We start from the raw sequence: 26117 nt of genomic DNA on the forward strand, positions 1-26117 counted from the left end.
ATATGTGCTCGTTCTCATATTAAATGATAAATAATAGTATTCACCTGACAATGGCTGCGTCTTAAACGAGACAGCGGCCACGCCTGTTTGGTAAGTTGTTATTTACCACAAAAACACAAAACCAAACATAAACATGACTGCTGAAAAGAAAGTCGCTCGTCGCAAGCTCAGCTTACTTGAACTAGCTAAAAAACTTAACAAGGTTTCTAAAGCCTACAGAGTAACGGGTACTGTAAACCCTACCAGTTACATGTCCCTAGATGAGTGAGACATTCTAAGTCGTTATATGCCCTCTTTAATGCTTTTCCCTAACAGACTCTTGGGCTTTTGTATGTTCAGCATGAATGCAGCACACACCTTATTAAGTTCGAGGGCTTTACAATCCAATAGCCTAAGACAATTAGCATCCGATTGACTCATTTGACCATATTTATTGCGCCAACGATGGACCATCGCCATTGAAGTTTACAAAAAGCGTCTTGAGTTATATCCCGCACTTCGCTCCCTCATGAAGTAAGCGGTTGATTTCCTAGCCTTATGAGCTTTTTAGGTTCATTTGTTTGGTTTTCAGTTCTACTCAAACTCCCACTCGAAATAGACCAGTTTTTCTGACGGCGACCACTATCACATCACACTTCTTCAACCACCAATTCAAAACAACTAATGGTATTTAACTAGTTATTATGAGGTAATAAAATACGTGTAATCCTCATTTGTGCACGGTTCGCAACTTCATCAATTTTTTAATGTCTTCCTGATTCAGAGCACCACTGTAGATATATAAGTCATCATAGGCTGCAAATATATTGTATCCAAGTCGTCCCATAAAAGGAATCGCATAAGACTCCCTTTCAGCAGACACCACCTCGTCTCCGTTGATAAAAATACGCACCTTATCCCCGATACTAATCGCGAAATGAAACCATTTCCCTTCCGGTACCATAGGAAAGTAATGAAGATCCCAGCCTGACACCTTATTATTATTATACGCCATTACCATCTCCCCCCCCTTCATGACAGGTCGGACACCAGTGTTACCCAGGTACCTCAATAAATACGGATCTTGTTTGATGCCCCATTCTGGTACATGACACCACACTGCTAAAGTTCGATAATTATTAGAAGTCTTCTTATGTTGATAGTTCAATTGCTCAAACCCATGGACCTTGATGCAACCACCTCGACCTTTGACTTTTTCTAATTTAGGCATGACTGGAACCATCCTAAGCGACCCAGTAAATAAGTTAGGACTCTTGCTCATAGTCAATTTTAGTTCCACCTTGGGCTTCGACTCACCTTCATTTCGCTTGCCTTTTTTTAAAGCTGAGTTGAATGCCAGATTGAGCTTTGAGCGTAAGCTAGGAGTTAAATGGCGAACTTTCAGTCTCCATGTGTAAGTCCCTGTCGTAATGCGACTCCAATTAGAGCTCACATGCTTGGCATTCAGCTTGGGGTACTCATCCTCAAGAACAACTTCCTCGTCCACCCTAGTAGAAGCGATAATTCTTCCGTCCACTAGCATTTCTAACTTATGCATCATAACCTTTGGATGATCATAGTTAGAGGCATACTTCCTTGCTCCCCTGAGCTTGTAATAATGATAACGGTTCATGGTCACATCGTATTGACCTATCGGGCTATCACCAAAGATCTGTTGACTGATATCCAGGCGAATCTCTTTTCTATTCCATGCAGCCTTATCGCCAGTAAAGTCCGCACAGCTCGGCTCCTTGAAATCGTCATAATACCCACCCCTGTTGGTAACTCTATGAAAATTCCAATAGGCCAAAAACGGCTGCCTGCGAAACTTGTGATCGATAAAGCTTACTCTCGAATACAACCCTGACTGCGTATCACTCTCAATAAGGTCATGCTCATTGTACGCATTGACTGAATTAAACGAATAATAAGCCAGTTCTTTTGCTCGAGGTGCTATAGTAACTATCACATTCCCATACCCAATCCGCCCCTCCTCGTCTACGATACTGTAACTAAAACGATCTTCTCCCACAAAACCAGCCTTGGGCTCATAGATAAGAGTGTCACGTGATGACCCGCTATCAGAAGCATACGATATACGCACTGTCCCCCCTTCGCGTGACGTCTTTTGAAATCCCTCTAGCGCTATCCTATCCAAATTCGTATCAAAATCGTTTGCCAAGCAATCAATAACTAATTGCTGATCAGGCGCACCTCTAACCTGATCACAAACTACATAAGGAGTTAGAGGAAATTTCACATTATCTACATACTCAACAGAATTGCGGAATGCTTCAAAATCCATCCTATACTTGGTATTTCTATAGCGTTGTTGTACATTCGGTGTCCCAAAGCGGTTGTAGTGCCCCCCATCAAAAATACCTGTAAAGCCGCCCTCCACTGACGCACCATGATAGTCGCCCCCCCAATCAAATAAATGACCTAATTCATGGGACATGACTGCCTGATCGTAATTAGCAGATGTGAAATATCGCTTATTCTTGTTGAGGTGCCTATATTTACCAGCTCCCCCGCCTCCGTAAAAACTAACATAGGCTAACGCATCACTCTTTTGACCCCTCTGAGCATCCTCGTAAAACTTCCTTTCCTTCTTATCTAGTCCCACAACTGGCCGCACAAGTAGCACATTCGATAATCTGAAACACTCATTTCCATCTCTCAAAGAGGCTGTGTCATAAAGTAGAGCACTCATCTCAAAGTTCATCTGCGCTTCTTTGTCAGCCTGCGTCAATTCACTGTCTGTAAACCCCCCAAAAAATGTATGCGATGTTAGAATGGTTTGATCGACCATTGTCGTATCAGTAAAAAATGGAGCATCGCCAGGGCTTGGCTGATAATAGCTCGCACCAGAGTATGGTTTACCCATTTGAATCTGAGGACTTCCTGAGATAAACTGATAAGGTCTTGTCTGTAAATTTTTTCGTTTTCTCTTGAGCTGATGAACATCAATGAAAACACCGTCATCGACATCGATTTTAGAATAACTTCCCGGTCCCATCAAACTCGACCGAATGCCATTGAGATACATCGGTCTGAGCAGACGCACCGCCACGGTTCCATCCTCATTCAAATAAGCATTCACTAGTGTATCAGGTAGCTCCTCACACCATCCCCGATAAGTACGCACTCCACCATTTTTTAACTGCCGTATTTTCCCATCTGACTCACGTATCTCTACTTTATATCTTTCGCCGCGCACACTATACTTCTCTAGGAAAAAGGTAATCTCATTTCCATCATCTGTCTCACTTCGAAGACGAAGATAATGTGGGGGATCTAAAGGGTTCACATCAGAGGATAACTGCAAGTCATTGAATCGCTCAAAATACCTACCTTTCTCGTATACAATTTCTCCAGCAGAGATATGAGCCACCTTTTCTTCTAAGGATGAAACATTTTTCTCATCACTACTAAAGATGCCCTTTGCGCCGTGAATCCCAGTCTGTTGCTTTTCGGCCTCAATTAAAAAATCTTTAACAATGGTTGCATCTTTACTTGTATCAATAGGCTGATTAACGGTAGATGATTCTATAAGAGGTAAAAGCTCATCTTTCACATAAGGGGTAATCAGATAACCCATTACTATCAGAACTAGTACCCAGAGAAAAGATTTCCGATTCTTAGGCGGTCTCCCAGAATTACCTCCACCAACATTCAGGCAGCTTTCACCACCATCATAATTAAAACTTACTGACATAATAACATACACAATAAAAAACTACTGCTGTATATGATAGCCCCACACGTTCTCCCCCTACGCATGGGACCATCATTTTCACATACACAACAGTGAAATCATCATTCAAAAATAAGGTAACTAACCTGTTCTGTTGTATGGGTGCGTTCACTATCCTGAATAGCATCCTCATCAACAATCAAAGTGACTGCATCCGCCATTATCGATTCATCCCCAAAAAATACGGGCCAACAGCCATCATATCCATCCATACCTGCTGAGCTCAAAACTCCTGCGCTTGCAGTATACAAACCACTCAACCCATACTCATACCCATTAGCGTTATTACTAAAATTTCGTACCGTGTCAGAGCCAACACCTGCAGAATAGGCTACCCCATTAATAACCCCCTCGCCAGATTCTATGATGATGTATCCTATAGTCTCATCCGCTCGAGTATTATTACTGTCTTCTGCGACGTGCTTGCCTATATTAAGATTAGTCGTATCTGCTGGATGTGTGGGCCCACTGCCCATACTCCAGAAAACTGACCAGTTCGTATCATTTGCACTCATCACCTGACCAAGCACCACTGGTGTGGTGTAGCTGTTTGCATAAGGACGAGCTTCAGCAACCCAATTGTTGTTCTCCCCACTAATCGTAGATGTAAACTTTACTGCTTCCATTTGCACGCCGTCACCTGCGAGCGTGTATACACCCTCTTCTACAGCGATCACGGAAACATCACAGCTCACGGCAGCTGTCAGTCCATCTGCTCTATCAAGCTTCACTTCGAAGCTGCTGCCACTCACGTTGCGGATGCGGGTCACCACCGGCACTTGTGCAGCATTCGCGTAGATCGGTGTCGCCACGATCACTGCCGAGTTGTAGTTCCTGCCAAGATCCACAGCGGTCCAGTTACCACTAGAGACACCGTTCACTATCGTCCGTACCATCTTAGGGGAAGGATCCGCTAGGGTGCTAAAACTCCCGACACTACCCCAGGTCGAACCTGCTATGTTACTTGCTTCTATCGTGTAATAATAATCTACACCATCGTCTAAACCTGTGACATATACTTCATGAGCCCCTTGAAACTTTGCCCCAAGTGTAACACTATGCTGCCACTTTGCTCTGGTGCTGCCGCCATCAGAGTCACCATAATGCAGTGTGACACTCGTTGCTGCCCCACCTGTATCAACAATATCAAAGCTTATATCAGCTTCACTCATTCCAATATTTGATACAAGACCAGTCTCAACAACAGCAACATCAGGTATCGACTCCTCGTATAAGGCCGCAACTTCCTCCTCACTCAGAGCTCTACCATATAAATATACCTCATCAATTATTCCGTCGAAAAAACGATTAATACCACCACCTCGCGCTCCAATAGCCCAGTTGGCTGATACACTCACAGCTCCCTGAGAACTAGCAACGTTTCCTATTTCTACACCATTTTTATATAACCTCCAATGCGTGCCGTCATATACACCAGTGATGTTAACCCATGTTCCAAGATCCGCATGCGCGTCCCCCCCTGTAGCCCTGTCACCACTTCCATTCCATGACCCGACTTGGTACTTACCGTCAAATATACGTAACATCACTTCACCATTTGGCGAAAATGTATGCCCATGTGCTAGGATATTATGATAATCCCCTACAGATTCAGCCTTGATCCATGCCGACATGGTTACCTCCCCAATCACATCCATTCCAATCGGATTGCCAAGGTCAATATATTGACCACTTCCGCTGAATTCGCGCGCCTTATCATGCGCACCAATGTCGACCGTCGCTCCAGTCACTACTCCATGGTGCGCATTGCCTGACGAATCATTAGCAAGTGATGTTCCCATGGCTTCATTCATCCTCCACCAACCTACTAAACCAATGAAATGTGACCCTGGAGTGGACCCTGTTCCATACGGATCAGTTCCTAATTCACACTCTATAAAATCATTCACCCCATCGCCATCAGTGTCCGTAGGACCAGCCCAAGCATTGTAGTGTGCTATAATTTCAGAATGTTCTAACACATCATTGTAGGCGGCAAATACATGCACACCTGAGCACGGACCGCTTCCCATCCTATTATCTCCAATAACAGTATCAGATGTTTTGATCAAAGCGACTTCGCCGATGTGACCTACCAGCTCACCGTCTATATACACACGCGTTTCACTATTCTCACTATCAACTACATAAACCAGATGATGTACACCTCCATAGGGTGAGGCCGTCGACGCTCCCGATACAGCTCTAAGCTGATAATCTGACTCCCCGTACCGAGTCACCCCTAACCTTCCTGACCTACTCCATTGCTCAAAACGAAGGCTCCAGACCGAATTATCCAGCAAATGCAAAACTGGCTGGTTGAGATCTTCAGCTCCCACAACAAACTCATATGTGGCAGAACCGGAGAGCCCAGACATGTCCAAGATTGCTGTCGTGCTGCCTGCGAGCCTCTGACTAAGCTTATGGGTAGACGCTGTCCCCGCATTTACCTCTTCCTCCCAAGCTGCAACCCCGTTAAGACCACTCTCATCCACATCAGTAACATTGACAGTCACTACCGCTGTCTCGATAAACCCTACAGCATCAGTCACTCTTACCCTAAGGCTATAACTTGAGACAGCTTCAAAGTTAAGACCTCCTGCTGTGCTAATTTCTCCAGTCGTAGGATGGATAGCAAACACTTCGCCATCATTGCCTGCAGTAATCGCATAGCTTTGATCGTCACCAGCATCTGAATGACTCACACTTACTGCACCAACCCTGCTTCCCACTAATGCAGCTTCATCAATAGATAAAGTCACATCATCCAGCCTAGGCGTTTGATCCATCCCCAATTGGCTCAATTCCGCAATCTCAGATTCACCTAAGTCCCGATTATAGAGGCGCACTTCATCAATGGCACCATGGAAATACTGATTATTGTATCGCTGATCTCCTCCTATTGCTATCCCTATTCTTTCATCTAGATCCCTAACTATCGTTCCAGTGACAGAACCGTCCTGAACCCCATCAACCCAGATCGACGCATTTCCTTGGTCGTCACGCTTGGCTAAGACATGATGCCATTGCCCATCATTGACCTTAGTCATTCCAGAGAAATTAAACTGGGTATTCCTACGCTTACCAAAAAGCTCAAAACCAACTGTTCCATTGCCATTCACAGTCAAACTAAAATGTCCAAGACTACCATTAACATTGTAAATGCTAGGACCATGCTGCTGGAGAATAACTGCTTTTGAAGCATGCCCGGTATTTACCCTTATCCATGCTGAAACCGTAAAAGGAGATGCCCCCTCTACGGAGGCAGAATTCCCACACCGCACCATATCGTTGCCATCAAAGCTCAAACCACTCTGATCACGTCCAACCACCCAACTAGCCCCTTGGATGTAACCATCAGCCCCACCTAACATATCTTGAGTGAAGTCTCCATAGCCTTCATCCATTGGCCACCATGCCTGGAAACCGTGATACACTGGATCCGGCTGATCAATCAAACACTCAAGGTAAGCATCGCCGATAGGCTCAGATCCATTGGCTGGTAATGCTCCTCCCGGAAGCTGCCATGCAACTGCCAAATGGTCACCGGCACCACTTTCTTTATGATACACTTCAATGTAGTATTTCTGCCCAGCGGTGAGCGAGATCAATCCAGACTGCTCCCCATCACTGTATGACCGGTAACCATTAAAACCTGTCTTATTGACGATAAGCACTTTGTTCGCCTCTGCATCATCAGTACTTAACCACAACTCAGCGTGATCATCAGAGGCAACATAAAATCGATATTGACCAGTTGTTGGAGGAATCAACCAGCCCTCCATCTTCTCACCATATCTATCTCCCGAGTTACTCGGAGTCTCAATACTGGTGACCATTTCAGTCACATCAGGAAAAGTTGGAAAACGGTCATTAGCAGTTAAGTCAGCAATGCGATTTCCTCCAATGTCATACCACACCTCACGTCTCAAACCTCCCACAGTGAGAGTTGGCGTAGCGGCTATGGTGACTGTTACGTTGTCGGACACTATGACTCCTTCAGGATGATGAACGAGACATACGTAATTACCTTCTGCTTGTTTGGCTACATTGGTAAGCCTTAGATTAGGGTACAGACTTGCACCCCATAATGACACACCATCTTTCTGCCATTCATAATAAAATGGTCCGTCCCCAGTCATTTCTAGACTCAAATCCACATTACTTCCAGGCGAGGAGATCCTTGACCTTGGCTGCCTTATTATGCTGGGTGCCGACACTGTCACTGGATCTTGGCCCACTATGAATTCGTAGACTTCGCTAGTAGTCAGAGCACCTTTACTGACATCCAATTGCAACCTGTACGTTCCAACTGCCGGGAATGTCACTGACGTGTCCTCTTTGCTTGTGGTAGAAAAGGTGACATTTCCTCCTGAGACTTGCGACCAAGTCGCGCTGTATCCAGACGCAATAGTTTCGCTATTATGGTCTAACACAGTCATATCTAGCACCTGATAGAGATCATTCACTGTCACTTGACGGCAATCTAACTCAGGCCAGGTATCAGCATGTGAGTCCATCGTGATATAAATCCTATTATCGGAGACAGCCGGGAAACTTGGCAGATTACCTGACATTACGGCATAAGCCAAACCTGGTATATATATTGCATCTTCTCGTTTGTCCGTTCCATCTGACACTGCTCTGAGTGGGAAGTACTGCATAGCTTCATCATGATTTTGAGTTAGTGTGAAATAGAATTGATTATTCTCCATGAAATGGCGTCTGGAACGTTCATCAATAAAAGGCATTAACATCATATTAAGGGACACCCCCGCGGATCCGAAACCGTGCGCATATTGCATGAGATCCCATCTGCGAACACAGTACGCCTTCATCCGGTCCAACTTGTTCAGGTCATCAGTATTCGCAGGAATGCCTCCCGCATTGAGATAGAGTGAGTAGCCTGCAGCGGCACCAGCAGTCCGGCCCGAACTATCCCAGGAATTGTTCGTAATTCCTGCATAGCCTACATTGCCATCGGCCTTATCACCCTGCGAGTTCATGCATGCTTTTAAAAATGACCAGCAGAGTTGAACTTTTTCCTCAATAGAGTAACCACTAGTACCTGAGAAAACATTGAAGTCAGCACCAGCCGCCCTTAGCATCGACATCGCAACCATTGTATGGGAATTGATAATATTTAAAGAATTATTACCATAGTCGTTTACAACTCCACCGTGCCCCATATGCCCCATTTTCATGGGGTTTTTTGTCTGGATTCTATTAGCCAAAAGTTCTGAAGCACGCTGTATAACTACATCAACACTGGTATCACCCGACTTTCGCCTGTATTCTGCAACAAACATTGCCGAAGTGACAAGAGCCCAATTTTCAGTTCCCGGCTTGACAAAACTGGGGTCGTCTTCCTCAACAGGTTCAAGAATGGCAGAATTCAACCTATTTATGCAATCGTTTAACAACGTGTCGATACTGTTCCCGTAATCGAAACTCCCAGTTCTCGTATCCCATTCGGGATGTGCCAAAAGGATCATCCCCAAATATCCTTCCCAGTATCCATTCCCGCGTGGTCTTGGAATATTAGTCTTAATATGTTGGTGCAACTCCAGACACAAAGTTTCATAATATGATGAGGAGCGACTATCCCCAATAGGATAGGAAACATTCCAAGCACTTCGAAGCGGCAGACTCAGATTCAAATCAACCTTCCCAACTCCAGAACGTAAAACCGAAATATTCAAAAGTCCATTGCCTGACTGCGCCTGAATGATTGCCTGTGATAGCTCCGTCACGGCACCTATCCAACTACTCTCATAACGTTGTCCCATTTCTGAGAGTAAGTGACCTTGTGCCGCATAAATGCCATCGCCTACTGAAAGTCCTGCAGATGCACCTGGCCCCCCAGGATCAACTTCAGTAATGACAAGTAATGATTCCCCTTGGGCGGCGCGAGCCTTAGCTCCGATAGGTCCTAGCGGGAATGGCACCTCAAGAAATTGAGCATATACCTGAGCTTCACATATCAGTAACACTGAGATTAACAGAATGGGTAATCTTTTTAAGTTGAATTGCTGTATAGTCATGGTTGGTTTTGGGTTATGGTTGAAGGCTTTTTAAAGTTCGGAAGCTCATTGTGAACTGGGCATAGTCAATGTGATGCGCACTGGATAATATCTTCTCGGAAGTGAGTGCCTATTAACTGTGAAGAGGCTGTCATCGTCGTTATTGGGCCGCAAACCATTCACGAGGGCTGCTCTGTCAGCGATGATAGCTATAACTGAGCCCTCTACTTGCGCAGCAAATGCCCCCTTTCGCAGATAAGACCCAGAGTAGAGCCAGGCTCCATCGGCTAAACAAACCTTGGCTTCTTTTGATTTGTCGGGTGAACAGGCGCGGACCACACTCTTGCTAATAGGTAGCTTCTTGATAGGCCCATTGCTCTTCCAGGACACCTCAATTCGGACTTGATTTTCAGGAGCAATACTAAGAAACCCGTCAGGCCATAACTCAGCAGACACCCCTTGCACGCCAAGCAACAAGCAGGCAACATGAACATCCCGGGGGCATGCAACTGTCGTAAAAACCGATTCGTGAACTTTACCCTGCTCTGACACTAAAAGATATTCCACAACACCATCGACCATATTAACCTTCGCAGGAAACATTATGGTGCGCTTATGCTTATCAAGATGAACTTCTCCTATGCGTAACCTCCCTTCTCCCAAAACCTCGACTTTCGGTTGTGGTGAAGCTTCTACTTTAGCCCCAACCTCATTGATCTGGGCGTATTGAGCAGAATACTTGCCTGAATTCGTCAACATTCCTCCACTCAGCCTGTTGTTGGAAATTCCCTCAGACTGCTCTTTATTTTCTGACAGATTTCTATCTCTGCTTGAAGATTCTTCAGCTAAAATCTCTTCTGAGGCTAAAAGAGTACTCAGCAAGAATAATAAGATATATACCAAGACGCAAAGAGAGCTTCTCTGTAATTTGAGAGTCCTACTTTCTCTTGTATACATATGGCACGGATAGAGCATTATATATAGAGACCTCAAACACATAAGTTTCTGACAAAAAAACAGAACCTCCCATTTTCTTACCCCTACTTAGCAGATGAAAAACCATTTCCTAACATTTCAGCCGAGACCCAGAAGTCATACCTTTAGACCGGCAAACAGAAGAAGCCGTAGCGGGGCAGCAGCACTGGACTCCAACTACAAAATTCGAAGCTATATCAAACCACAGACCCCATCCAACATTTTGACGACAATCAAATAACACTCTCGTCACCTAAGAATCAACAGGCGTTCCAAAAAAGCACAGCGCTAAATTTCTACCTCCCTTTGTCAAGTAACCTCAATAAAATTCGATGTAATTCTCGATAACACTAGAAAAATAAGAATCTTAACCACAACTTTAAACGACAAATTCCACCCACTTACCAGACTCATAGAGATCAAACCTGATGCCAGTCTATCAACTAGATGACAATGATACAGGTCAAATAACACCTAATTAACCTAACTAATCACAATTGAAAAAATAACTTCAAAAACCATAAACTACTACACATCAAAAAAGGTGACATATGGATGTACCTACCACTTCATCAACCATGAAGTTATAATGAATATACTTTTGCTCTCCTCTCACATCATAGAGCTCTGCGGCAACCACCATTAATGCGGCATCTTCCCCTCCCACTCTACTCATTGCAAGATAGAGTCTCAACCCTGACTGGATCTCACTCAGATCGATGTGGCAATTCATACTATCTCTTCTCCCCCCCTCAACTAACTGAACACCTGACTCAGAAAGAAGCTTCTTCAAAGCACTTTTCACTGACTTTAATGACTGTGGTTCCTCCAATGAATCTAAGTAATTCATAATATTAATACATCTCGAATCACCTTTTGAGTTATCCCCTTCCCCATAAGAAGGTTGCAAAAACCCACAACTAATAATTATCACCATTAAATAGAATTTCATATAGATAAAGACCACTCACATCACATTTCTGACAAACAGATACCCTATCTTTAAAAACACTGCCATAGACCTCTTAACCTATATTCCAAATCACACAAACACGAAGATATTGAGGACCCTATGACACCTAGAATCTCCCTTACCGCAATCAGCCGAGGAACCACTAATCAATCAATTACGCGGTGAGCATTACGATACACATTACCCACAAATATGAGAGTATTCTCATCTCTTAGCATGTGATCCTCTGTAAGCTTCACTCCAGGAATACTCAAACGCAGAACTCCATCTTCAACAAACCAGCGTGACTTACTAGCAGCAAAAATCTCCTCTCCATCACGATAGAGAGCTACTCCACCTCCCGGCAAAAAACATCTCTCCCACACACTTCCATTGTGCGCGTACCTCCATCTACCGCAAAAGTCTTCTTCACTTGCAGCATAGGCAATCCCCTCTTCGAAATACAAAATACCCTTGGCCACCGACTTACCACTCGGAACCTTCTCAACTCTGGCCATTTCAACCTTGAGGACCCATTCCCCCCCACGAGTCACACCATCACTGATTTCAAAGTCATAAATATTCTGCTCAGTGTGTCCCACAAAACCACTAGAGCCCAAATGAACATCTTCTGCAACCATCTGACCATCACACCATAAACTCGCATTGTAGATATCCACCTTGTAAACGCCTGACATCCACTTAACCAATGCGCGATATTTTCCAGGCGTCCACACCAAGTGACTGACATCAAATTCTAACACCTCCCGACCTGCTGAATGCACCTCCCAAGCAAACTCCCGACTAGGTACAAGCCGGACAAACCCCCCTCTATCAAAGGGGATCGACTCAAGCTCGGCTGGCTTCTTCACTCGCTGCAGTAATGCATGATCCTTCTCAATCAAAGCCACCTCATCACTTCCCGCAGGATGTAACTCCACCTCCCCCTCAAAGACACCTATCGATAAATCCCCACCCTGCCTTAAGTCGACGCCAAACTCCGTACCCAAATCCACCACCTTCCCCATGGGATAATCAACCGTAAAACCCTCAGCCCCTGGTGGAACCTGCGCCACAAACTTACCATAGGCCAAATTTCCACCATTTACCCCAGTCACTCTATACCTCGCGGGCCCCTCAAGAATAACTCGCGTCCCAATCGAATACACCAACTCTACCAAACCTGAATCAATCTCAATAACCTCCGGATTGATGAGATCGGCCGATTCTCCAGACCATCTAACACCAAACAAACTTGTGATAGCTACCCCATCTACCACCTTCACTCTCCCACCTGCCGACTCAGCAATCTCCTCTGACTCAGCAATCTGCGACTCATCGAACATATTTATAGAAACTCCAATAAAAAATGCCACAGCTGCTGCGACAGCCGCAGTCCACCAACCCTCCCGACTTTTCACATCCACACTCTCAAATGGAACCACCGCAGCATCAACAATTTCAGCCCCCTCTACAGCATCACTCATACGCCCCTCCACTGTCATCAACTTCAGATAATAATCCAAACAGTCATCAGACTCTAACAAACTTTCAAGGCGCTGAATTTCTTCAGCCTGCAGTGGCGGATCATCCAGCTGCTTATCCACGATTGCCTGTAGCTCCTTCCTCTCCTTTTCTGTCATAATGTTGAAGTAGATTTCTGTTCTATACAATGGCGGAGACTCTTACGAAGACGAGACAGTGTCTTGTATAACTTAGCGGCACTCTCCTCAGTTTTGTGCGCCAACTCCGAAAAAGGCACACGATCAACATACTTCCACCTTAATAATAGCCTTTGCTCTGCATTCAGCCTTCTTACACATTGAGATAAATGCATCAACCTCTCATCTTCTTGCTCTAAATGCTCAACCCCCATATTGGAAATACGCTCCAACATTCCATCAGACAACTCAACATATCCACGCCTCTGCCGATCCCTTATATGAGCTCGCACCCTAAAATAAGCCACTTTCAACACCCATCCTTTAAAATTACTACCACGCTCATATTGATCTATGTGCGTCAAAATGTAGGTATTCGCCTCCTGTAAAATATCATCAGCCTCATCACTCGAACTCAACATCGACAAGATATACGCCTTCAACTGAGGCTGAAATTGCGCCAATAACCATGGAGGATCCTCAGTGTCCACCACTTGAATCTTACGTCGAATTTCAGACTCTAGACCTTCGGAATCCATAGTAACATTTTATACCATTCTATAATAGCAAGACCATCTAGAAATCGTTTCTGACTAAAAACTTCAGTTTTTTTGTCAGATCCCAACTCGCCAAGGTCTAAATAAGTAACAACAGCACAAAAGCCCTCAAGTAGCTTCCACGCCTGCTTTCACAATCCACAGAAAGATCAACACAACATTATGCGTTCTTCTATTTGGCCCAAGCCCCCCCTTCGAGCCAATAAAAACAATCAAACACACCTACAATACACATGATCTCCAAATTCTTGTGCGCTAGCCTCCTAGCCACAACTACAACACTTCAGGCTCGCCCCGCTCTCGAACAACCCAATGTCATCATCTTCTTTGTCGATGACAGCGGCTATGGCGACTACCAACACAACGGCAACCCCGTCATCGCCACCCCTAACATCGCAAAAATGGCCAACGAAGGGGCCAACTTCACCCAATTCTACGTCAGCAGCCCAGCCTGTTCCGCATCGCGCTACTCCCTGCTCACTGGCCGCTACCCCGGACGCTCCGGACTCGGTAGCTGGGTCGTTGGACCAGGCTCTAAACGCCATATCCACCCCAAAGAAATAACCCTCGCCGAAGCTCTCAAAGACCAAGGCTACGCCACAGGGATGTTCGGCAAATGGCACCTAGGTTCCCCAAATAAAGCCAACGCCATGTCCACCGACACCCTCCCCCTCGCTCACGGCTTCGACCAATGGGTCGGCACCAATGTCTCCCATGACTACGGCAATGCCATGTTGCTACAAAGCTCCCCCTCAGATCAGGACCCCATCAAAGGCTACAAAACTCTCGCTAAAAACCTCCCCTCCGATATTCCAGCCTCAGAGTCACTCACCGGTCGCTACACCGACGCCGCCATCGACTTCATCAAAAAGAACAAACAAAAACCCTTCTTCGCTTACGTCGCTCACAACCAACCCCACCTCGGACTCTTCGCTACCGATAAGTACAAGGGCATTTCCAAACGTGGGCTGCTAGGCGATGTCATGACCGAACTCGACGACTCGATCGGCCGTGTGCTCCAAACTCTCGAAGACGAAGGAATCAGCAAAAACACCCTCGTCATATACAGCTCGGACAATGGCCCCTGGGTCATGTTTCGTAATGCTAAAAAAACCAAATACGGCGAGGCCCGCATGCATGTCGGATACGCATGGCCCTTCCGCGACGGCAAAGGCTCCACCTGGGAAGGTGGTCACCGCATCCCTGGTATCTTCTACTGGCCAGGTGTCATCCAAGCCAACACCGTAGTCCGCGAACCTGCCAGCACACTCGACATCTTCCCAACCTTGATGCAGATCACAGGTGGAAAAGTGCCCACTGACCGTACTATCGATGGCCGTGACATCTCCCCCTACCTACTCGCCAACGATAAAGACGTCCCCCCCTTCTCCTTCCTCTATTCCTACTCCGATAACAAACCCTCTGCTGTGCGTGTCGGTCCATGGAAACTCCATATCCGCATTGGCTCACAAACAGGCAACAACTACGGTTACAAAGCCACTGAGGCTACTCCTCTCCTCTTTAATGTCGAACAAGACCTCAACGAACGTATCAACCGCGCCGATGAACACCCAGAACGTGTCGAATCTATGCGCAAACTACTACTCGAAAAAGAACAACAACTTCTCGATGAAGCCAGCTTCTGGGGCCCCGTAAGAGAACGCAAACGTAAGTAATAACCCCATAATAATTCAGCTCCCCCCCCACTAGCCCGTGCATCCTTTCACGGGCTTTTTTCTGCCCATATCAGAAATTTATTCTGATTCTTGTTAACGCTCTATAGCATCTTGCCATATGTTGGTAGGATGCCTTCTTCCCCACAACAGACACAACAATTTGTAGCTCTCCTGACCGACCATCAGGAAGTCATCCGCTGCTACATCCTCTCGTTGTTGCCCGGATCCTCCGATGTCCGCGACCTTCAACAAGAGGTCAATATGTTCCTCTGGGAAAAAATGGAAGAGTTCCAGCTAGGTTCTAACTTCGGCGCTTGGGCATGCACCGTCGCCTACTACAAGGTCCTCGACTACCGCAGAAAACTCAAAAAAGATGGCATCCTCGTCTTCAATGACACCCTCTGCGAATTGCTCGGCGATGATTCTCAAACCGACGCCCAACCAGAAGCTATCAGCCAAAAACGCAGCGCCCTAAACCAATGCCTGCTCAGCTTAACCCAAAACGAACGTAAGCTCCTGATCACCCGCTACGCATCCGATCACAACCCCATGGATGCTATCGCCGCCGCTACTGGAAGATCAAAAGCCTCACTCCGTGTCACCCTCAGCCGACTCCGATCTAAACTGCGCTCCTGCATTACTAAACGTCTCATCCAACAAGGAGGTACCGCATGAATCACGATGCCTTACATGAGAAAATCTCGCGCCTCCTCGACCAAGACCTCTCTCCAGAGGAGTTCGCCGAACTCGAAAACACCCTGATCCACGATCCTGAAGCGCGCGCCTATTACCGCCAGCAGGCCCAGTTTCACTCACTCATGGCTCTGGAATTCGACAAAGCCACCAATACCCATCCACAACTCAACTCAGTCGTGTCGATGGATACAATCCTCGAACGCCAAAAATGGCGCAGCCTAAAAGTCTCCGCACTCGTCGCAGCCGCTGTCGTTCTCATCAGTATCCTCAGCCTCAATTTCTTCCTCATCCCTACCCCTTCTAACACACTCTCCTTCGAAACCGCACCCGCCAGCATCTTTACCCTAACAAAAGCGCGCCCAAATCCTAACAAGCCACATGACCAGATGGAGCCCGGAGATTCCCTCAAACTCGATCAAGGCGCCCTCTCACTCACCTTTGCCTCAGGCGTGCGCTCCATCATACTCGCCCCCGCCGACCTCACTCTCACCACTGGTGGACACCTCACCCTCCAACAAGGCTCCGCGTGGTTCGATGTCCCCGCTAATGCCACCGGCTTCACCGTAACTACCAAAGAACTAAAAGTCGTCGACCTCGGCACCCAATTCGGTGTCACCTCCCGCCCCAAAGGATTCGATGAAGTCCACGTCTTTAAGGGCTCAGTCGAAGCTCATAGCCTTCGCAAAAAAAATACCTCTCTCACTCTCAACGCCGGCAATGCCAGACGCCTCAATACCGTCGGCGCCCTCGTACACATCCCTGCCGACCCATCAAACTATCTAACCAACCTCCCTAACGCGCTACCCCATGTCCACTGGAACTTTGATGAAAACTTCCAAGCACAAGGGAGCCACCCGATCGCTAACTCCATCCATACCCAAGCCAATGGCACACCGGAAATCACCCTCGGAAAAGTTGGCGCAGCCCTCCAACTAAACGGCTCAGACGCTTTCCTCCTCTCAGATTGGAACGGGTTCGCCGGCAACCGCCCACGCACCGCCGCATTCTGGATCAAATTCCCCAAAAACGCAGACTTCACCGGACACCCACGCGGTATCGTCGGCTGGGGAGATAACTCTATCAAAAATGCTAAATGGAAAATTGCCCTCACAGCGAATAAAAAATCCTCCTCTCCAACCCTCCGTGTCTCCTGGGGAGATTACTGGATCGATTGCCCCACTCCCCTCACTCCAGATACCTGGCACCATGTCCTCGTCACAAGCTCCGGCTCCCTCGACACCCAAAATCGCCCCCATGCCGACATCTACCTCAATGCCAAAAAAGTCCGCGCCAAACCACGCCCGATTGGCCACCAAACACTCCCTGCCCCGAATACAAAAACCTTCACCCGTAACGCCTCACCTCTGGTGATTGGCAATGACCTTCGCTCACACGTCTCGCGCATCCCCCTCCACGCAACGATCGACGAACTCTTTGTCTTCGATGGCTACTTGCCCCCTGAAGACGCCTCATCCTGGTTACAAAACCTAACCAGCCATTAAACACAACAAATAGATAACACATGAAAAAAACAATCCTTGGCGCCCTAACCTGTATGGCAACTTCTGCATTATGTAACGCCGCGACCATTCAATTTAATTTTGACGATAACGATGGTGTAGTAGACTTTAACGACTTCGGCCCTGGCGTCACCGTGAGTGATTTTGTGATTACCTCTGGAGGCGGCACTGACTTTCTAGGTTCCTCTCACGGAGGGCCTACTGACGGTATGGCGCGCGGTGGAGCTCGCAAAGCAGCTCAGGGAGGCATCACCATGTCGTTTTCCGTTACGATTGATGCTGCCACAACTATTGATTTGACTAATCTCGCATGGGAAAACGGTATGGACACCAATGGTGCATCTATGACACCGCTCTGGTCACTGGCTATCGATAATGGAGGGACAGCAACCCCCACTTCGGGCACCAACGCAGACATCACCGCAGAGGGGTTTTATGGCGAAAATAAAGCTAGCACCTTAACAAATCTCACAGGTCTTACTGATACTACAATTACCTTCACATGGGATCTGACTCAGGAAGAGCGTGCCAATAGCGTTGATATAATAGCGAACACAATGGATGACATTGTTCTTACGGGCACAGTCGCAGTGCCTGAACCCACCACCAGCGTCCTCCTCGGACTCGGAGGACTTGCTCTGATCCTCAGACGCCGTAAGTAAACCTCTTCTCTATAGAGAAAGACACTCTTTCATATGTTGGGAAAGCTGGTGGGGCAGAGTCATCTACCCACCAGCTTTTTTTTCACCCACCTAAATCACCAATGTCACACCACCCACTCTTAATCACCCTCTGCGCCCTCATCCTCACCTCTACTTTTACAGCATCCAAAGGCACGGAAGTCGCTTTCTCTCACCCAACGGAATCCACCACTCTCTCCATCAGCAAACCGCAAACAAAAGCCTCCCCACACTTTTTCAAAAGACAAAACGACAGCTTACTGTTCGCAGCGCGTCAACCATCACCTTCATTGCTCTTTAAGGTCTCGTCACCAACCCCTCAGCAAATTTCAGAAATCCACTTCCGCTATGGTTTCAATGAAACCTTCCACCCAAACCCAATCACCCCAATTTGGCAACTCACTACCTCACACCCTTCCTCCACCACGCATACAGGATCCCTTCCCACCTTCCAAGCAACCGGAAATAAATCGCAAACCTACTCCGCAAAATTCTCCCCTCCAATCCCTATCTCAAAAACCCCAACCACATTCACCTTCCAGTTCCTCACTAAAGAAAAACGCCACGCCGCACTCAATCGATCACATCAGATATCTAACATAACCCTAGTCACCGGAGAATCCACATTCACTACTGCTACCCTTATTGCAGTCGGAAACATCACTCTCTCCATGAGCACGAAACGATAGCCCCTCTCAGCAAATCAACGTGCCTGCTATCGGGCTCTCATTTTACCACTGCTAACACACTCACTGTGTCTCCCTCCTTCAACAATCGGCTGACACAAAGTGACTCCGCCCCCCACCCTATCTGTAAATGTTATTTTCCTGAACTGAGTCAATCTCCAACGAATTGACTGTAAATTCTCCGCACACCCGAAGCTCAGACATCAAAAACAATCTCACATAAACGCATGAAGTCTATACTCTATCTCTCCTCTTTTCTTGCTTGCCTCCCCCTCTCACATGCTCAAACCACACGCCTCAGTACCGATTTCACAGCCAGTGACATTGAGAAATCCGTAACTTGGAATTTTGATTCCCCCACCACACCTGAAACTCCGAGCAGCAATGATACCGGTCTAACCATCGGAAACTTCACATTCACAGCTCCAGCTGGAGCGGACTTCATCACAGTGCTTCCAGATGCCTCAGGTGATGGAACGACCGGAACACTGGGCTCAAACACTAGAGCCGCTGTGGCATCCCGAAACGATTCCGATATAGCAACAAACGGGGCTCAAGCCATGTCCTTTAACCTTACCATCGGCTCTGCTCAGTCCTTTGACTTCAACTCCCTGAGCTTCGAACACGGCTTCAATGAACGAGGTAACAACAGCCTGACCCCTGTCTTCACCTTGACCATTCACGACGGGATTTCGGAACTCTACCGTACATCCGGAAATTTACCCCAGCACAACTCCGGAACAGATCTCTTCTATTCTCAAGATGTCACCCTAGACCTCTCATCCGAGACAAATCTGCAGAACATCTCCAATAAAACGCTCACGGTAAAATGGGAATTCAGCAACCTTGAGGGCAGATCTAACAGTATAGCCCAGCGGGCTCATACCATCGACGACCTCACCCTCAAAGGAAAAACTTCCACTCTTTCCACGCCTCAGATTCATCTATTCACCGCAGATGACACCCTAATCGATCCCGGCCAAACCGTGGCACTTTCTTGGAACGTCAGTGACGCAGATCAACTCACCATCAACCCTGGAAATATCGACGTGACATCGGATCCGGATCAACAGATCGAGTTCGTCATCAACGAGTCGACTACCTACACCCTAACTGCCACTAATGCTGACGGCAGTTCAAGCGCAGAGCTCCCAGTGTATCTCAACCCCACAGTCCCTAACGTCCTCCTTGTCCTTGTAGACGATATGGGAACAGAGGATACCTCCGTCGATTTTAACTACGACTCAGCCGGAAATAAAGTCGACCGAGTTGACCCGACATCAGTCGGGCTCGCCGCATTCGCCACCGACAACCGCCACTTCAGAACCCCTAACATGGAGACTCTAGCAGCTCAGGGAATGAAATTCTCACGAGCCTACGCCTGCCAAGTGTGCTCTCCCACCCGCGTCAGTCTGCTCACCGGGCAAAACTCAGCCCGTCACGGTACCATCCAGTACATCGGCGGTGGAGGCAATCTCCACAACCTCAAAGCCCCTCAAAACCCCGGATTGAAAGATGCCAACCTCACCCTCGCCGAAATCATGCGAGACGCCGGGTACCGAACCATCATCTCCGGCAAAGGGCATATCGGCAATGTCTTTAACTCCAATGCTAACAACTATAGCTCGCCCGCTAACCCAGCCGATGATTACTACGGTTTTCAGGTCAATGTCTCAGCATCAAACAAAGGGTCACATGGAAGTTGCTATTCAAATGCATCAAACGCCTTCGGTTTGCCTGCCTCTGGAACAACAGCTTCACTCGTTGCCGAATACCAAGATAAAACCTACAACCAAATCGACCCAGAAAACTACCCCGCCAACCACCCTCAGGCCAACGAACCCATCTTTGTCACCGAAGCCATCACCAGGGAGCTCAACGAACGCATTGAAGACAGCGTCAACCAGGGCAAACCCTTCTTCGCCTACCTATCCCAATTCGCAGTCCACGACCCCCATCAACCCGACCCACGCTTCACAGCCAACTACCCTAACCTCTCCGGAGATGTGCTCGACTTCGCCACCATGGTCGAAGGCATAGACCAATCACTGGGCGATGTGATCACCAAACTCGAAGAGCTTGAAGTGGCTGAAAACACCCTCGTCATTTTCCTCGGTGACAATGGTAGCGACTCCAAACCACGCGGACCCAACAATCCCTCCACCCTAACCATGACCAATCCTCTGCGCGGAGAAAAAGGTATGCGTTATGAAGGGGGCATCCGAGTCCCCCTCATCATCTCCTGGGCAAAAACAAATGCCACCAATCCCCATCAACAATCTTTGCCCATCCTTATTGGTGGTCGTGAGAACGATATCGTCAGTGTTGAAGATCTCTTTCCTACCATTCTAGCCACATGCGGCATCCCTCTCCCCACCACCGATGACAACCAAGCCCCCCTGATCATCGATGGAACCGACCTTAGCCCCTACCTCAGAGGCCAGCCGGGCTCCCACCGCCCTCAAAAACTCATCACCCACGCCCCTTGCAGTAGCCGCAGCAGCTTCTTCACTACCTACCACCAAGACAACTGGAAGCTGATCTATAACTACACCACCAGCTCACCCGTCACCTCCACCAATGTGCCCCTAGGCACCTACGAACTCTACGATCTGGCCAACGATATCCATGAAGCCAATAATCTAGCAGCTACTCAACCCGAAGTAGTCATGAACATGGCACGCGCCATGGCCCGAGAGCTCGAACGCCTCGGCGCACCCTACCCTATCCTCAAAGCTTACGACGCCGACCTAGACGCCCTCGGTCTTCCCTCGGCCGCCAACGATACCCACCCAGTGATCCTGCCGCCAGCCGCCAGCGTAGACTCAGACAACGATGGCCTAAGCGACAATGCCGAAGACCCGAATCGTAACGGCCTCGTCGACCCCGGTGAAACCGACCCACTCAACGAAGACTCAGATCATGATGCCACCCCCGATGGGGTTGAAGAAAAAATTGGCACCTCACCACTAGACGCTTCCAGTTCCTTCCAGATAAATTCCCAACACCTCCAAGACGGTAGCTTGCTACTCTCCTGGCCCTCCTCCCCCGGTAACACCTTTTCCGTACAAACCAGCTCCGATCTTACCGATTGGACCGCGGCCCCACTCAGCACAATCACGGCCCCATCCAACCAGAGTTTCACCCAAATCCAACTCTCTCCCCCTATCACCCCTACACAATTCTTCCGCATCGAGCTCCTCAACAATAATCTCTAAACCCTTGAGAACTCTAGAGATGAGCAAAAAAATGAAATAAAGTTGTTTAGAAACCGCTCGGGGATTCCATATCGTAATAGGTATGAATCCTCACTCCCAGGAACTACATCACTTCGTAAAGCAACTCCTAGAGCACCAAGCGGCTCTACGAGCCTTTATCGTGTCCCTGATGCCCGGTTCAGACGATGCCGAAGATGTCCTCCAAAATACCAATGTCATCATCTGGGAAAAAATGCACGACTTCGAACCCGGCACCAATTTCCGCGCCTGGATCTTCGCCATCGCACGCAATACCGTCAAAGCACAATTTAAGGCCAATAAACGCAACCAAGCCACCGGTGTCGACGAAGAACTCATCATGGCCATCGACGCCATCTGGAATAAACGCAATTCCGAATCCACCAAACTCAAACAAAAAGCCCTCGATCGCTGCCTCGAAAAACTCAAAGCAACTGAGAAAGAGCTCATCCAAGTGCGCTACAGTAAAGGCACTAATATCGAGCAATACGCACACCAAATCGGCCGTTCTGCTGACTCACTCCGAACCACCATCTCACGCGTGCGTGCCAAACTCAGAGACTGTGTCCAAAGACGTCTCCAACACGAAGGAGGTGCCCTGTGATCGAACACTCACGACTTGTCGAATACATCGAACGCTGGCTCGATGGCACACTTTCCGCCCCAGAGATCCAATTGCTCAAAGCAGAACTTCTGCGCAACCCTGAGGCCCTAGAAACCTACGTAGACATCGCCGAAACCCACGGTCTCCTCATCCACGGAAACACCTCGCCTATCAGTCACAGCAATGTCGTGCCTGTTGACCAAATCCTCCAACGTGAAAAACGACGCAACCTCAAAATTGCCGCCCTCGCTGCAGCTGCCATCGTCGTCCTCTCACTCATCAGTCTCAAACTTTTCTTCGTCACCCCTCCTCCCACCACTCTCGCCTTCCAAACCTCCCCTGGCACCCTCTTCACCCTCAGCCACGAAAACTCTGAGACCCCGCCCCAAAACCAAACCCTCGAACCTGGATCCCGCCTCCAACTCGAACAAGGATCAATCGAACTCACTCTCAGCTCTGGCGTGAAATCCATCATCCTCGCTCCCGCTGACCTCACCCTCCACGACTACCAAACCCTTTACCTCAATACCGGACTCGCCTGGTTTGAAGTCGGTAAAGATGCCGTCGGATTCACCGTCAAAACCAAAGAACTCGAAGTCGTCGACCTCGGCACCGAATTCGGCGTCCACTCCGCCCCAGACGACTACGATGAAGTCCATGTTTTCAAAGGATCCGTCCTCGCAAAAAGCCTCGTCGGCAACCGTCCACAAACCACCCTCACCGCAGGTGAAGCCCGTAAATCCACCCTCACTGGTGGACTCGCTGCAATCCCAGCCCAACCCAAAAACTACCTCACCGACCTTCCCGACCAACTCCCCTTCATCCGCTGGACCTTCGATAAAAATTTCCAAGCCTCCGGCAGCCACCCCGACGCCCACACCATCCACACCACCCCCCTCAATAATCCAAATCGCTCAGTCGGTATCCAAGGCACCGCCCTCACCCTCAACGGCAATCAACAATCCCTCGAAACCGACTGGCCAGGCTTCGCCGGCGACCGCCCACGATCTGTAAGCTTCTGGGTGAAATTCCCCCAAAACGCCAACTTCACTTCCTTCCCAGCCTGCGTCAATTGGGGCGATAACACACAAGGGAACTCAAAATGGAAAATCATGCTCGCCCAAGATAAGAAAAATTCCCCGCCCTACCTCCGCCTCTCCTTCGGCGGCACCTGGCTCAATGGCACTACCCACCTCCAACCTAACCGTTGGTACCATATCCTCGTTACCTCCCCAGATAAACCGAACCAAAAAGGCCTCCCCACCGCGGATATGTACATCAACTTCTCCCCAGAAAAATACACCTACAAAGGCTTCACTGGCGTCCCCAAAAATAAAGGCATGAATACCGCCACCACAACCCGCAACGCTAACCCACTGCGCATCGGTAAATCCATCGTCCACCCATCTAACGCAACCCCAACATTCCATGGGGAAATCGATGAACTCACCATCTACGACGGCTACCTCTCCCCCCTCCAAGTCAAAGCAATCAAACAAGATAACCAGCGTTAATTTCAATACACCCAACAACACATATGAAAAAAGCAAACACACCCCTCGCCGCAGCTCTATTCCTCGCCGGCTCACTCGCAACCAATGCCGCCTCTATCAGCGTCAACATCCATATCAACACCAATGACGCTAATATGGTAGACGCAGGCGAATCTGCATTCGTCGGACTCGCTGGTGCCGAAGTCGTCGATGGCGCAAACGTCAATAACTACAAAGTCGACACCACCTCTAACCAAAATAACCTCGTCGATAACTCTGGCGCATCCACTTCAGTAGCTCTCGCTGACAACTCAGGCTATAGCTCCTTCGTCAATAACTCTTTCCCTAACCAAGCTACCACCGGTGATGCCGGCCTCACACAGTCCGCCGGATTTATCAACGACAGCGAAGCTTACACACTCACCAACCTCAATAGCTTCGCTTCATCCTACACCCTCATCTTGCTCTTCGAAATTGGCAATGACAGCGGTGGTGCTCTCAAAGCCAGAAATTACGGCTTCACCGTCAACGATGGCAATGGCCCTCAGTCAGTCTTTACCAACGATACTGCCAGCCGTGACCTCGACCTCACAAACGACGGGTCTCTCGAATACTTGCTCGCCTCAGGTGGCAGCATCGGTGCCGGTACTGTCGATGGCAACTACGCCGTCTTCACCGGCCTCTCCGGTGACACACTCTCTATCAGCGGTGCCCAAAGCAGCTCGCGCTCACCACTCCTTGGCTTCCAGGTTGTCTCAGAAGTCGCCTCCATCCCTGAGCCCAGCATCTCAGCGCTCCTCGGACTGGGTGGTGTCGCACTCATCCTGCGCCGACGCAAGTAATTCCCCCCGTAAAGAAACATAATAACGATGAAACACACACCCCTAACAAGCATAGCTTGCGCTCTCACTCTCACCCTGGGATCCGCATCGCTTACCGCTGCTACAATTAGCATCAACTTTGTCGGTAATACCAACCTCAATAATGTCGGTGCCGACTCACCGACCTCTATCGTTGGCCTCAATGGCGTCCAAGCACAAGACTGGGTCAACCTCGCGGGAACCTCAGCCACTGATGCCGATATCGATGGAGCCTCAGGCTCTGCCACCATCAGCTTCTCCACTAACTGGCGCTTCAACACCGGCGGCACCAGTGGCACTGAAAATCACAACATGATGGATGGTGCCATCCGACTCGGAGGAACCGGGGACTCCGCTCCCGTTATCAGCAATCTCGGTACGGATTTCACCTCCAGTGGCTACGATGTCTATGTCTATTTTGGGTCCGATAGCCACAACCGAGTCCATCGATTCACTCTAACACCCACTGGTGACTCCACATCTAACAACTCGGGAACCGAAAACCTCACTCAAGCATACAATGGCGCTTTCACCGAAACCAATGCCGATGGAGACGTAGGAAACTATCTCGTCTTCCGCGGTATCACAGCCTCCGAATTCACACTCTCAGACAATGGGACCTCTCCTGGCAAACCTGGTGTTGCAGGTATTGAAATCGTCGCTGTACCTGAACCGAGCCTCTCCCTCCTCCTTGGCCTCGGTGGCTTCAGCCTCACCCTGCGCCGTCGCAGATAAACTCCTTGCCCACCAAACGCCTTGGTG

16 protein-coding genes are annotated in these 26117 nt (G+C 48.4%); 10 read left to right on the forward strand and 6 right to left on the reverse strand.

Annotated features, from left to right (window positions below; translation table 11 throughout):
- Nucleotides 1-709: 709 nt before the first annotated feature.
- From ACFSW8_RS06605 to ACFSW8_RS06630, 6 genes are all read right to left on the reverse strand, one after another.
- Nucleotides 710-3697, reverse strand: coding sequence for an Ig-like domain-containing protein (locus ACFSW8_RS06605; protein ID WP_377177772.1), 2988 nt, complete (start codon nt 3695-3697; stop codon nt 710-712).
- A 101-nt stretch (nt 3698-3798) separates the two neighbouring features.
- Nucleotides 3799-9780 (reverse strand): LamG-like jellyroll fold domain-containing protein, encoded by a 5982-nt coding sequence (locus ACFSW8_RS06610; RefSeq protein ID WP_377177774.1) that lies wholly within the window; start codon nt 9778-9780, stop codon nt 3799-3801.
- A gap of 45 nt (nt 9781-9825) precedes the next feature.
- Complete coding sequence (locus tag ACFSW8_RS06615) at nt 9826-10662, reverse strand: YdjY domain-containing protein (protein ID WP_377177776.1); 837 nt, start codon at nt 10660-10662, stop codon at nt 9826-9828.
- 607 nt (nt 10663-11269) lie between these two features.
- Complete coding sequence (locus ACFSW8_RS06620; protein ID WP_377177778.1) at nt 11270-11686, reverse strand: hypothetical protein; 417 nt, start codon at nt 11684-11686, stop codon at nt 11270-11272.
- 167 nt (nt 11687-11853) lie between these two features.
- Entirely contained in the window at nt 11854-13329 is a 1476-nt protein-coding gene (locus ACFSW8_RS06625; protein ID WP_377177780.1) for a FecR domain-containing protein, read from the reverse strand.
- Complete coding sequence (locus ACFSW8_RS06630) at nt 13326-13886, reverse strand: sigma-70 family RNA polymerase sigma factor (RefSeq protein ID WP_377086698.1); 561 nt, start codon at nt 13884-13886, stop codon at nt 13326-13328. Before ACFSW8_RS06630 ends, ACFSW8_RS06625 begins: the two co-directional genes overlap by 4 nt.
- Nucleotides 13887-14137: 251 nt before the next feature.
- On the opposite strand from ACFSW8_RS06630, the gene ACFSW8_RS06635 reads away from it, so the two are divergent.
- The 10 genes from ACFSW8_RS06635 (at nt 14138) to ACFSW8_RS06680 (ending at nt 26090) form a co-directional block, all read left to right on the forward strand.
- On the forward strand, nt 14138-15580 hold the full coding sequence (locus ACFSW8_RS06635) for a sulfatase family protein (RefSeq protein ID WP_377086699.1): 1443 nt from the start codon (nt 14138-14140) through the stop codon (nt 15578-15580).
- Between the two features lie 129 nt (nt 15581-15709).
- Entirely contained in the window at nt 15710-16255 is a 546-nt protein-coding gene (locus ACFSW8_RS06640) for a sigma-70 family RNA polymerase sigma factor (RefSeq protein ID WP_377177782.1), read from the forward strand.
- Nucleotides 16252-17778: a LamG-like jellyroll fold domain-containing protein gene (locus ACFSW8_RS06645; protein WP_377086703.1), complete on the forward strand. Its 1527-nt coding sequence runs from the start codon at nt 16252-16254 to the stop codon at nt 17776-17778. The genes ACFSW8_RS06640 and ACFSW8_RS06645 overlap by 4 nt, the downstream gene beginning before the upstream one ends.
- Nucleotides 17779-17798: 20 nt before the next feature.
- Nucleotides 17799-18458 carry a PEP-CTERM sorting domain-containing protein gene (locus ACFSW8_RS06650; protein ID WP_377086705.1) on the forward strand — a complete coding sequence of 220 codons (660 nt, stop codon included), beginning with the start codon at nt 17799-17801 and terminating at the stop codon, nt 18456-18458.
- A gap of 101 nt (nt 18459-18559) precedes the next feature.
- The gene (locus ACFSW8_RS06655; protein ID WP_377086706.1) at nt 18560-19165 is read left to right on the forward strand and encodes a hypothetical protein; all 606 of its coding nucleotides are present in this window, start codon (nt 18560-18562) and stop codon (nt 19163-19165) included.
- Nucleotides 19166-19389: 224 nt separating this feature from the next.
- Nucleotides 19390-22380 carry a sulfatase-like hydrolase/transferase gene (locus ACFSW8_RS06660; RefSeq protein ID WP_377086707.1) on the forward strand — a complete coding sequence of 997 codons (2991 nt, stop codon included), beginning with the start codon at nt 19390-19392 and terminating at the stop codon, nt 22378-22380.
- An 82-nt stretch (nt 22381-22462) separates the two neighbouring features.
- Nucleotides 22463-23002: a sigma-70 family RNA polymerase sigma factor gene (locus ACFSW8_RS06665; protein WP_377086708.1), complete on the forward strand. Its 540-nt coding sequence runs from the start codon at nt 22463-22465 to the stop codon at nt 23000-23002.
- The gene (locus tag ACFSW8_RS06670; protein WP_377086710.1) at nt 22999-24516 is read left to right on the forward strand and encodes a LamG-like jellyroll fold domain-containing protein; all 1518 of its coding nucleotides are present in this window, start codon (nt 22999-23001) and stop codon (nt 24514-24516) included. The genes ACFSW8_RS06665 and ACFSW8_RS06670 overlap by 4 nt, the downstream gene beginning before the upstream one ends.
- Before the next feature lie 23 nt (nt 24517-24539).
- Complete coding sequence (locus ACFSW8_RS06675) at nt 24540-25337, forward strand: PEP-CTERM sorting domain-containing protein (protein WP_377086711.1); 798 nt, start codon at nt 24540-24542, stop codon at nt 25335-25337.
- A 27-nt stretch (nt 25338-25364) separates the two neighbouring features.
- Nucleotides 25365-26090: a PEP-CTERM sorting domain-containing protein gene (locus ACFSW8_RS06680; RefSeq protein ID WP_377086713.1), complete on the forward strand. Its 726-nt coding sequence runs from the start codon at nt 25365-25367 to the stop codon at nt 26088-26090.
- Nucleotides 26091-26117 lie beyond the last annotated feature (27 nt).

The sequence above is a fragment of the Rubritalea tangerina genome, assembly GCF_042683245.1.
Taxonomy (GTDB): Bacteria; Verrucomicrobiota; Verrucomicrobiia; order Verrucomicrobiales; family Akkermansiaceae; genus Rubritalea; species Rubritalea tangerina.

What these genes read in the sequence shown, in the direction of transcription:
- ACFSW8_RS06605 (WP_377177772.1), bottom strand. Translation starts at nt 3,697, where the DNA reads ATGTCAGTAAGTTTTAATTATGATGGTGGTGAAAGCTGCCTGAATGTT.
- ACFSW8_RS06610 (WP_377177774.1), bottom strand. Translation starts at nt 9,780, where the DNA reads ATGACTATACAGCAATTCAACTTAAAAAGATTACCCATTCTGTTAATC.
- ACFSW8_RS06620 (WP_377177778.1), bottom strand. Translation starts at nt 11,686, where the DNA reads ATGAAATTCTATTTAATGGTGATAATTATTAGTTGTGGGTTTTTGCAA.
- ACFSW8_RS06625 (WP_377177780.1), bottom strand. Translation starts at nt 13,329, where the DNA reads ATGACAGAAAAGGAGAGGAAGGAGCTACAGGCAATCGTGGATAAGCAG.
- ACFSW8_RS06630 (WP_377086698.1), bottom strand. Translation starts at nt 13,886, where the DNA reads ATGGATTCCGAAGGTCTAGAGTCTGAAATTCGACGTAAGATTCAAGTG.
- ACFSW8_RS06635 (WP_377086699.1), top strand. Translation starts at nt 14,138, where the DNA reads ATGATCTCCAAATTCTTGTGCGCTAGCCTCCTAGCCACAACTACAACA.
- ACFSW8_RS06640 (WP_377177782.1), top strand. Translation starts at nt 15,710, where the DNA reads ATGCCTTCTTCCCCACAACAGACACAACAATTTGTAGCTCTCCTGACC.
- ACFSW8_RS06645 (WP_377086703.1), top strand. Translation starts at nt 16,252, where the DNA reads ATGAATCACGATGCCTTACATGAGAAAATCTCGCGCCTCCTCGACCAA.
- ACFSW8_RS06650 (WP_377086705.1), top strand. Translation starts at nt 17,799, where the DNA reads ATGAAAAAAACAATCCTTGGCGCCCTAACCTGTATGGCAACTTCTGCA.
- ACFSW8_RS06655 (WP_377086706.1), top strand. Translation starts at nt 18,560, where the DNA reads ATGTCACACCACCCACTCTTAATCACCCTCTGCGCCCTCATCCTCACC.
- ACFSW8_RS06660 (WP_377086707.1), top strand. Translation starts at nt 19,390, where the DNA reads ATGAAGTCTATACTCTATCTCTCCTCTTTTCTTGCTTGCCTCCCCCTC.
- ACFSW8_RS06665 (WP_377086708.1), top strand. Translation starts at nt 22,463, where the DNA reads ATGAATCCTCACTCCCAGGAACTACATCACTTCGTAAAGCAACTCCTA.
- ACFSW8_RS06675 (WP_377086711.1), top strand. Translation starts at nt 24,540, where the DNA reads ATGAAAAAAGCAAACACACCCCTCGCCGCAGCTCTATTCCTCGCCGGC.
- ACFSW8_RS06680 (WP_377086713.1), top strand. Translation starts at nt 25,365, where the DNA reads ATGAAACACACACCCCTAACAAGCATAGCTTGCGCTCTCACTCTCACC.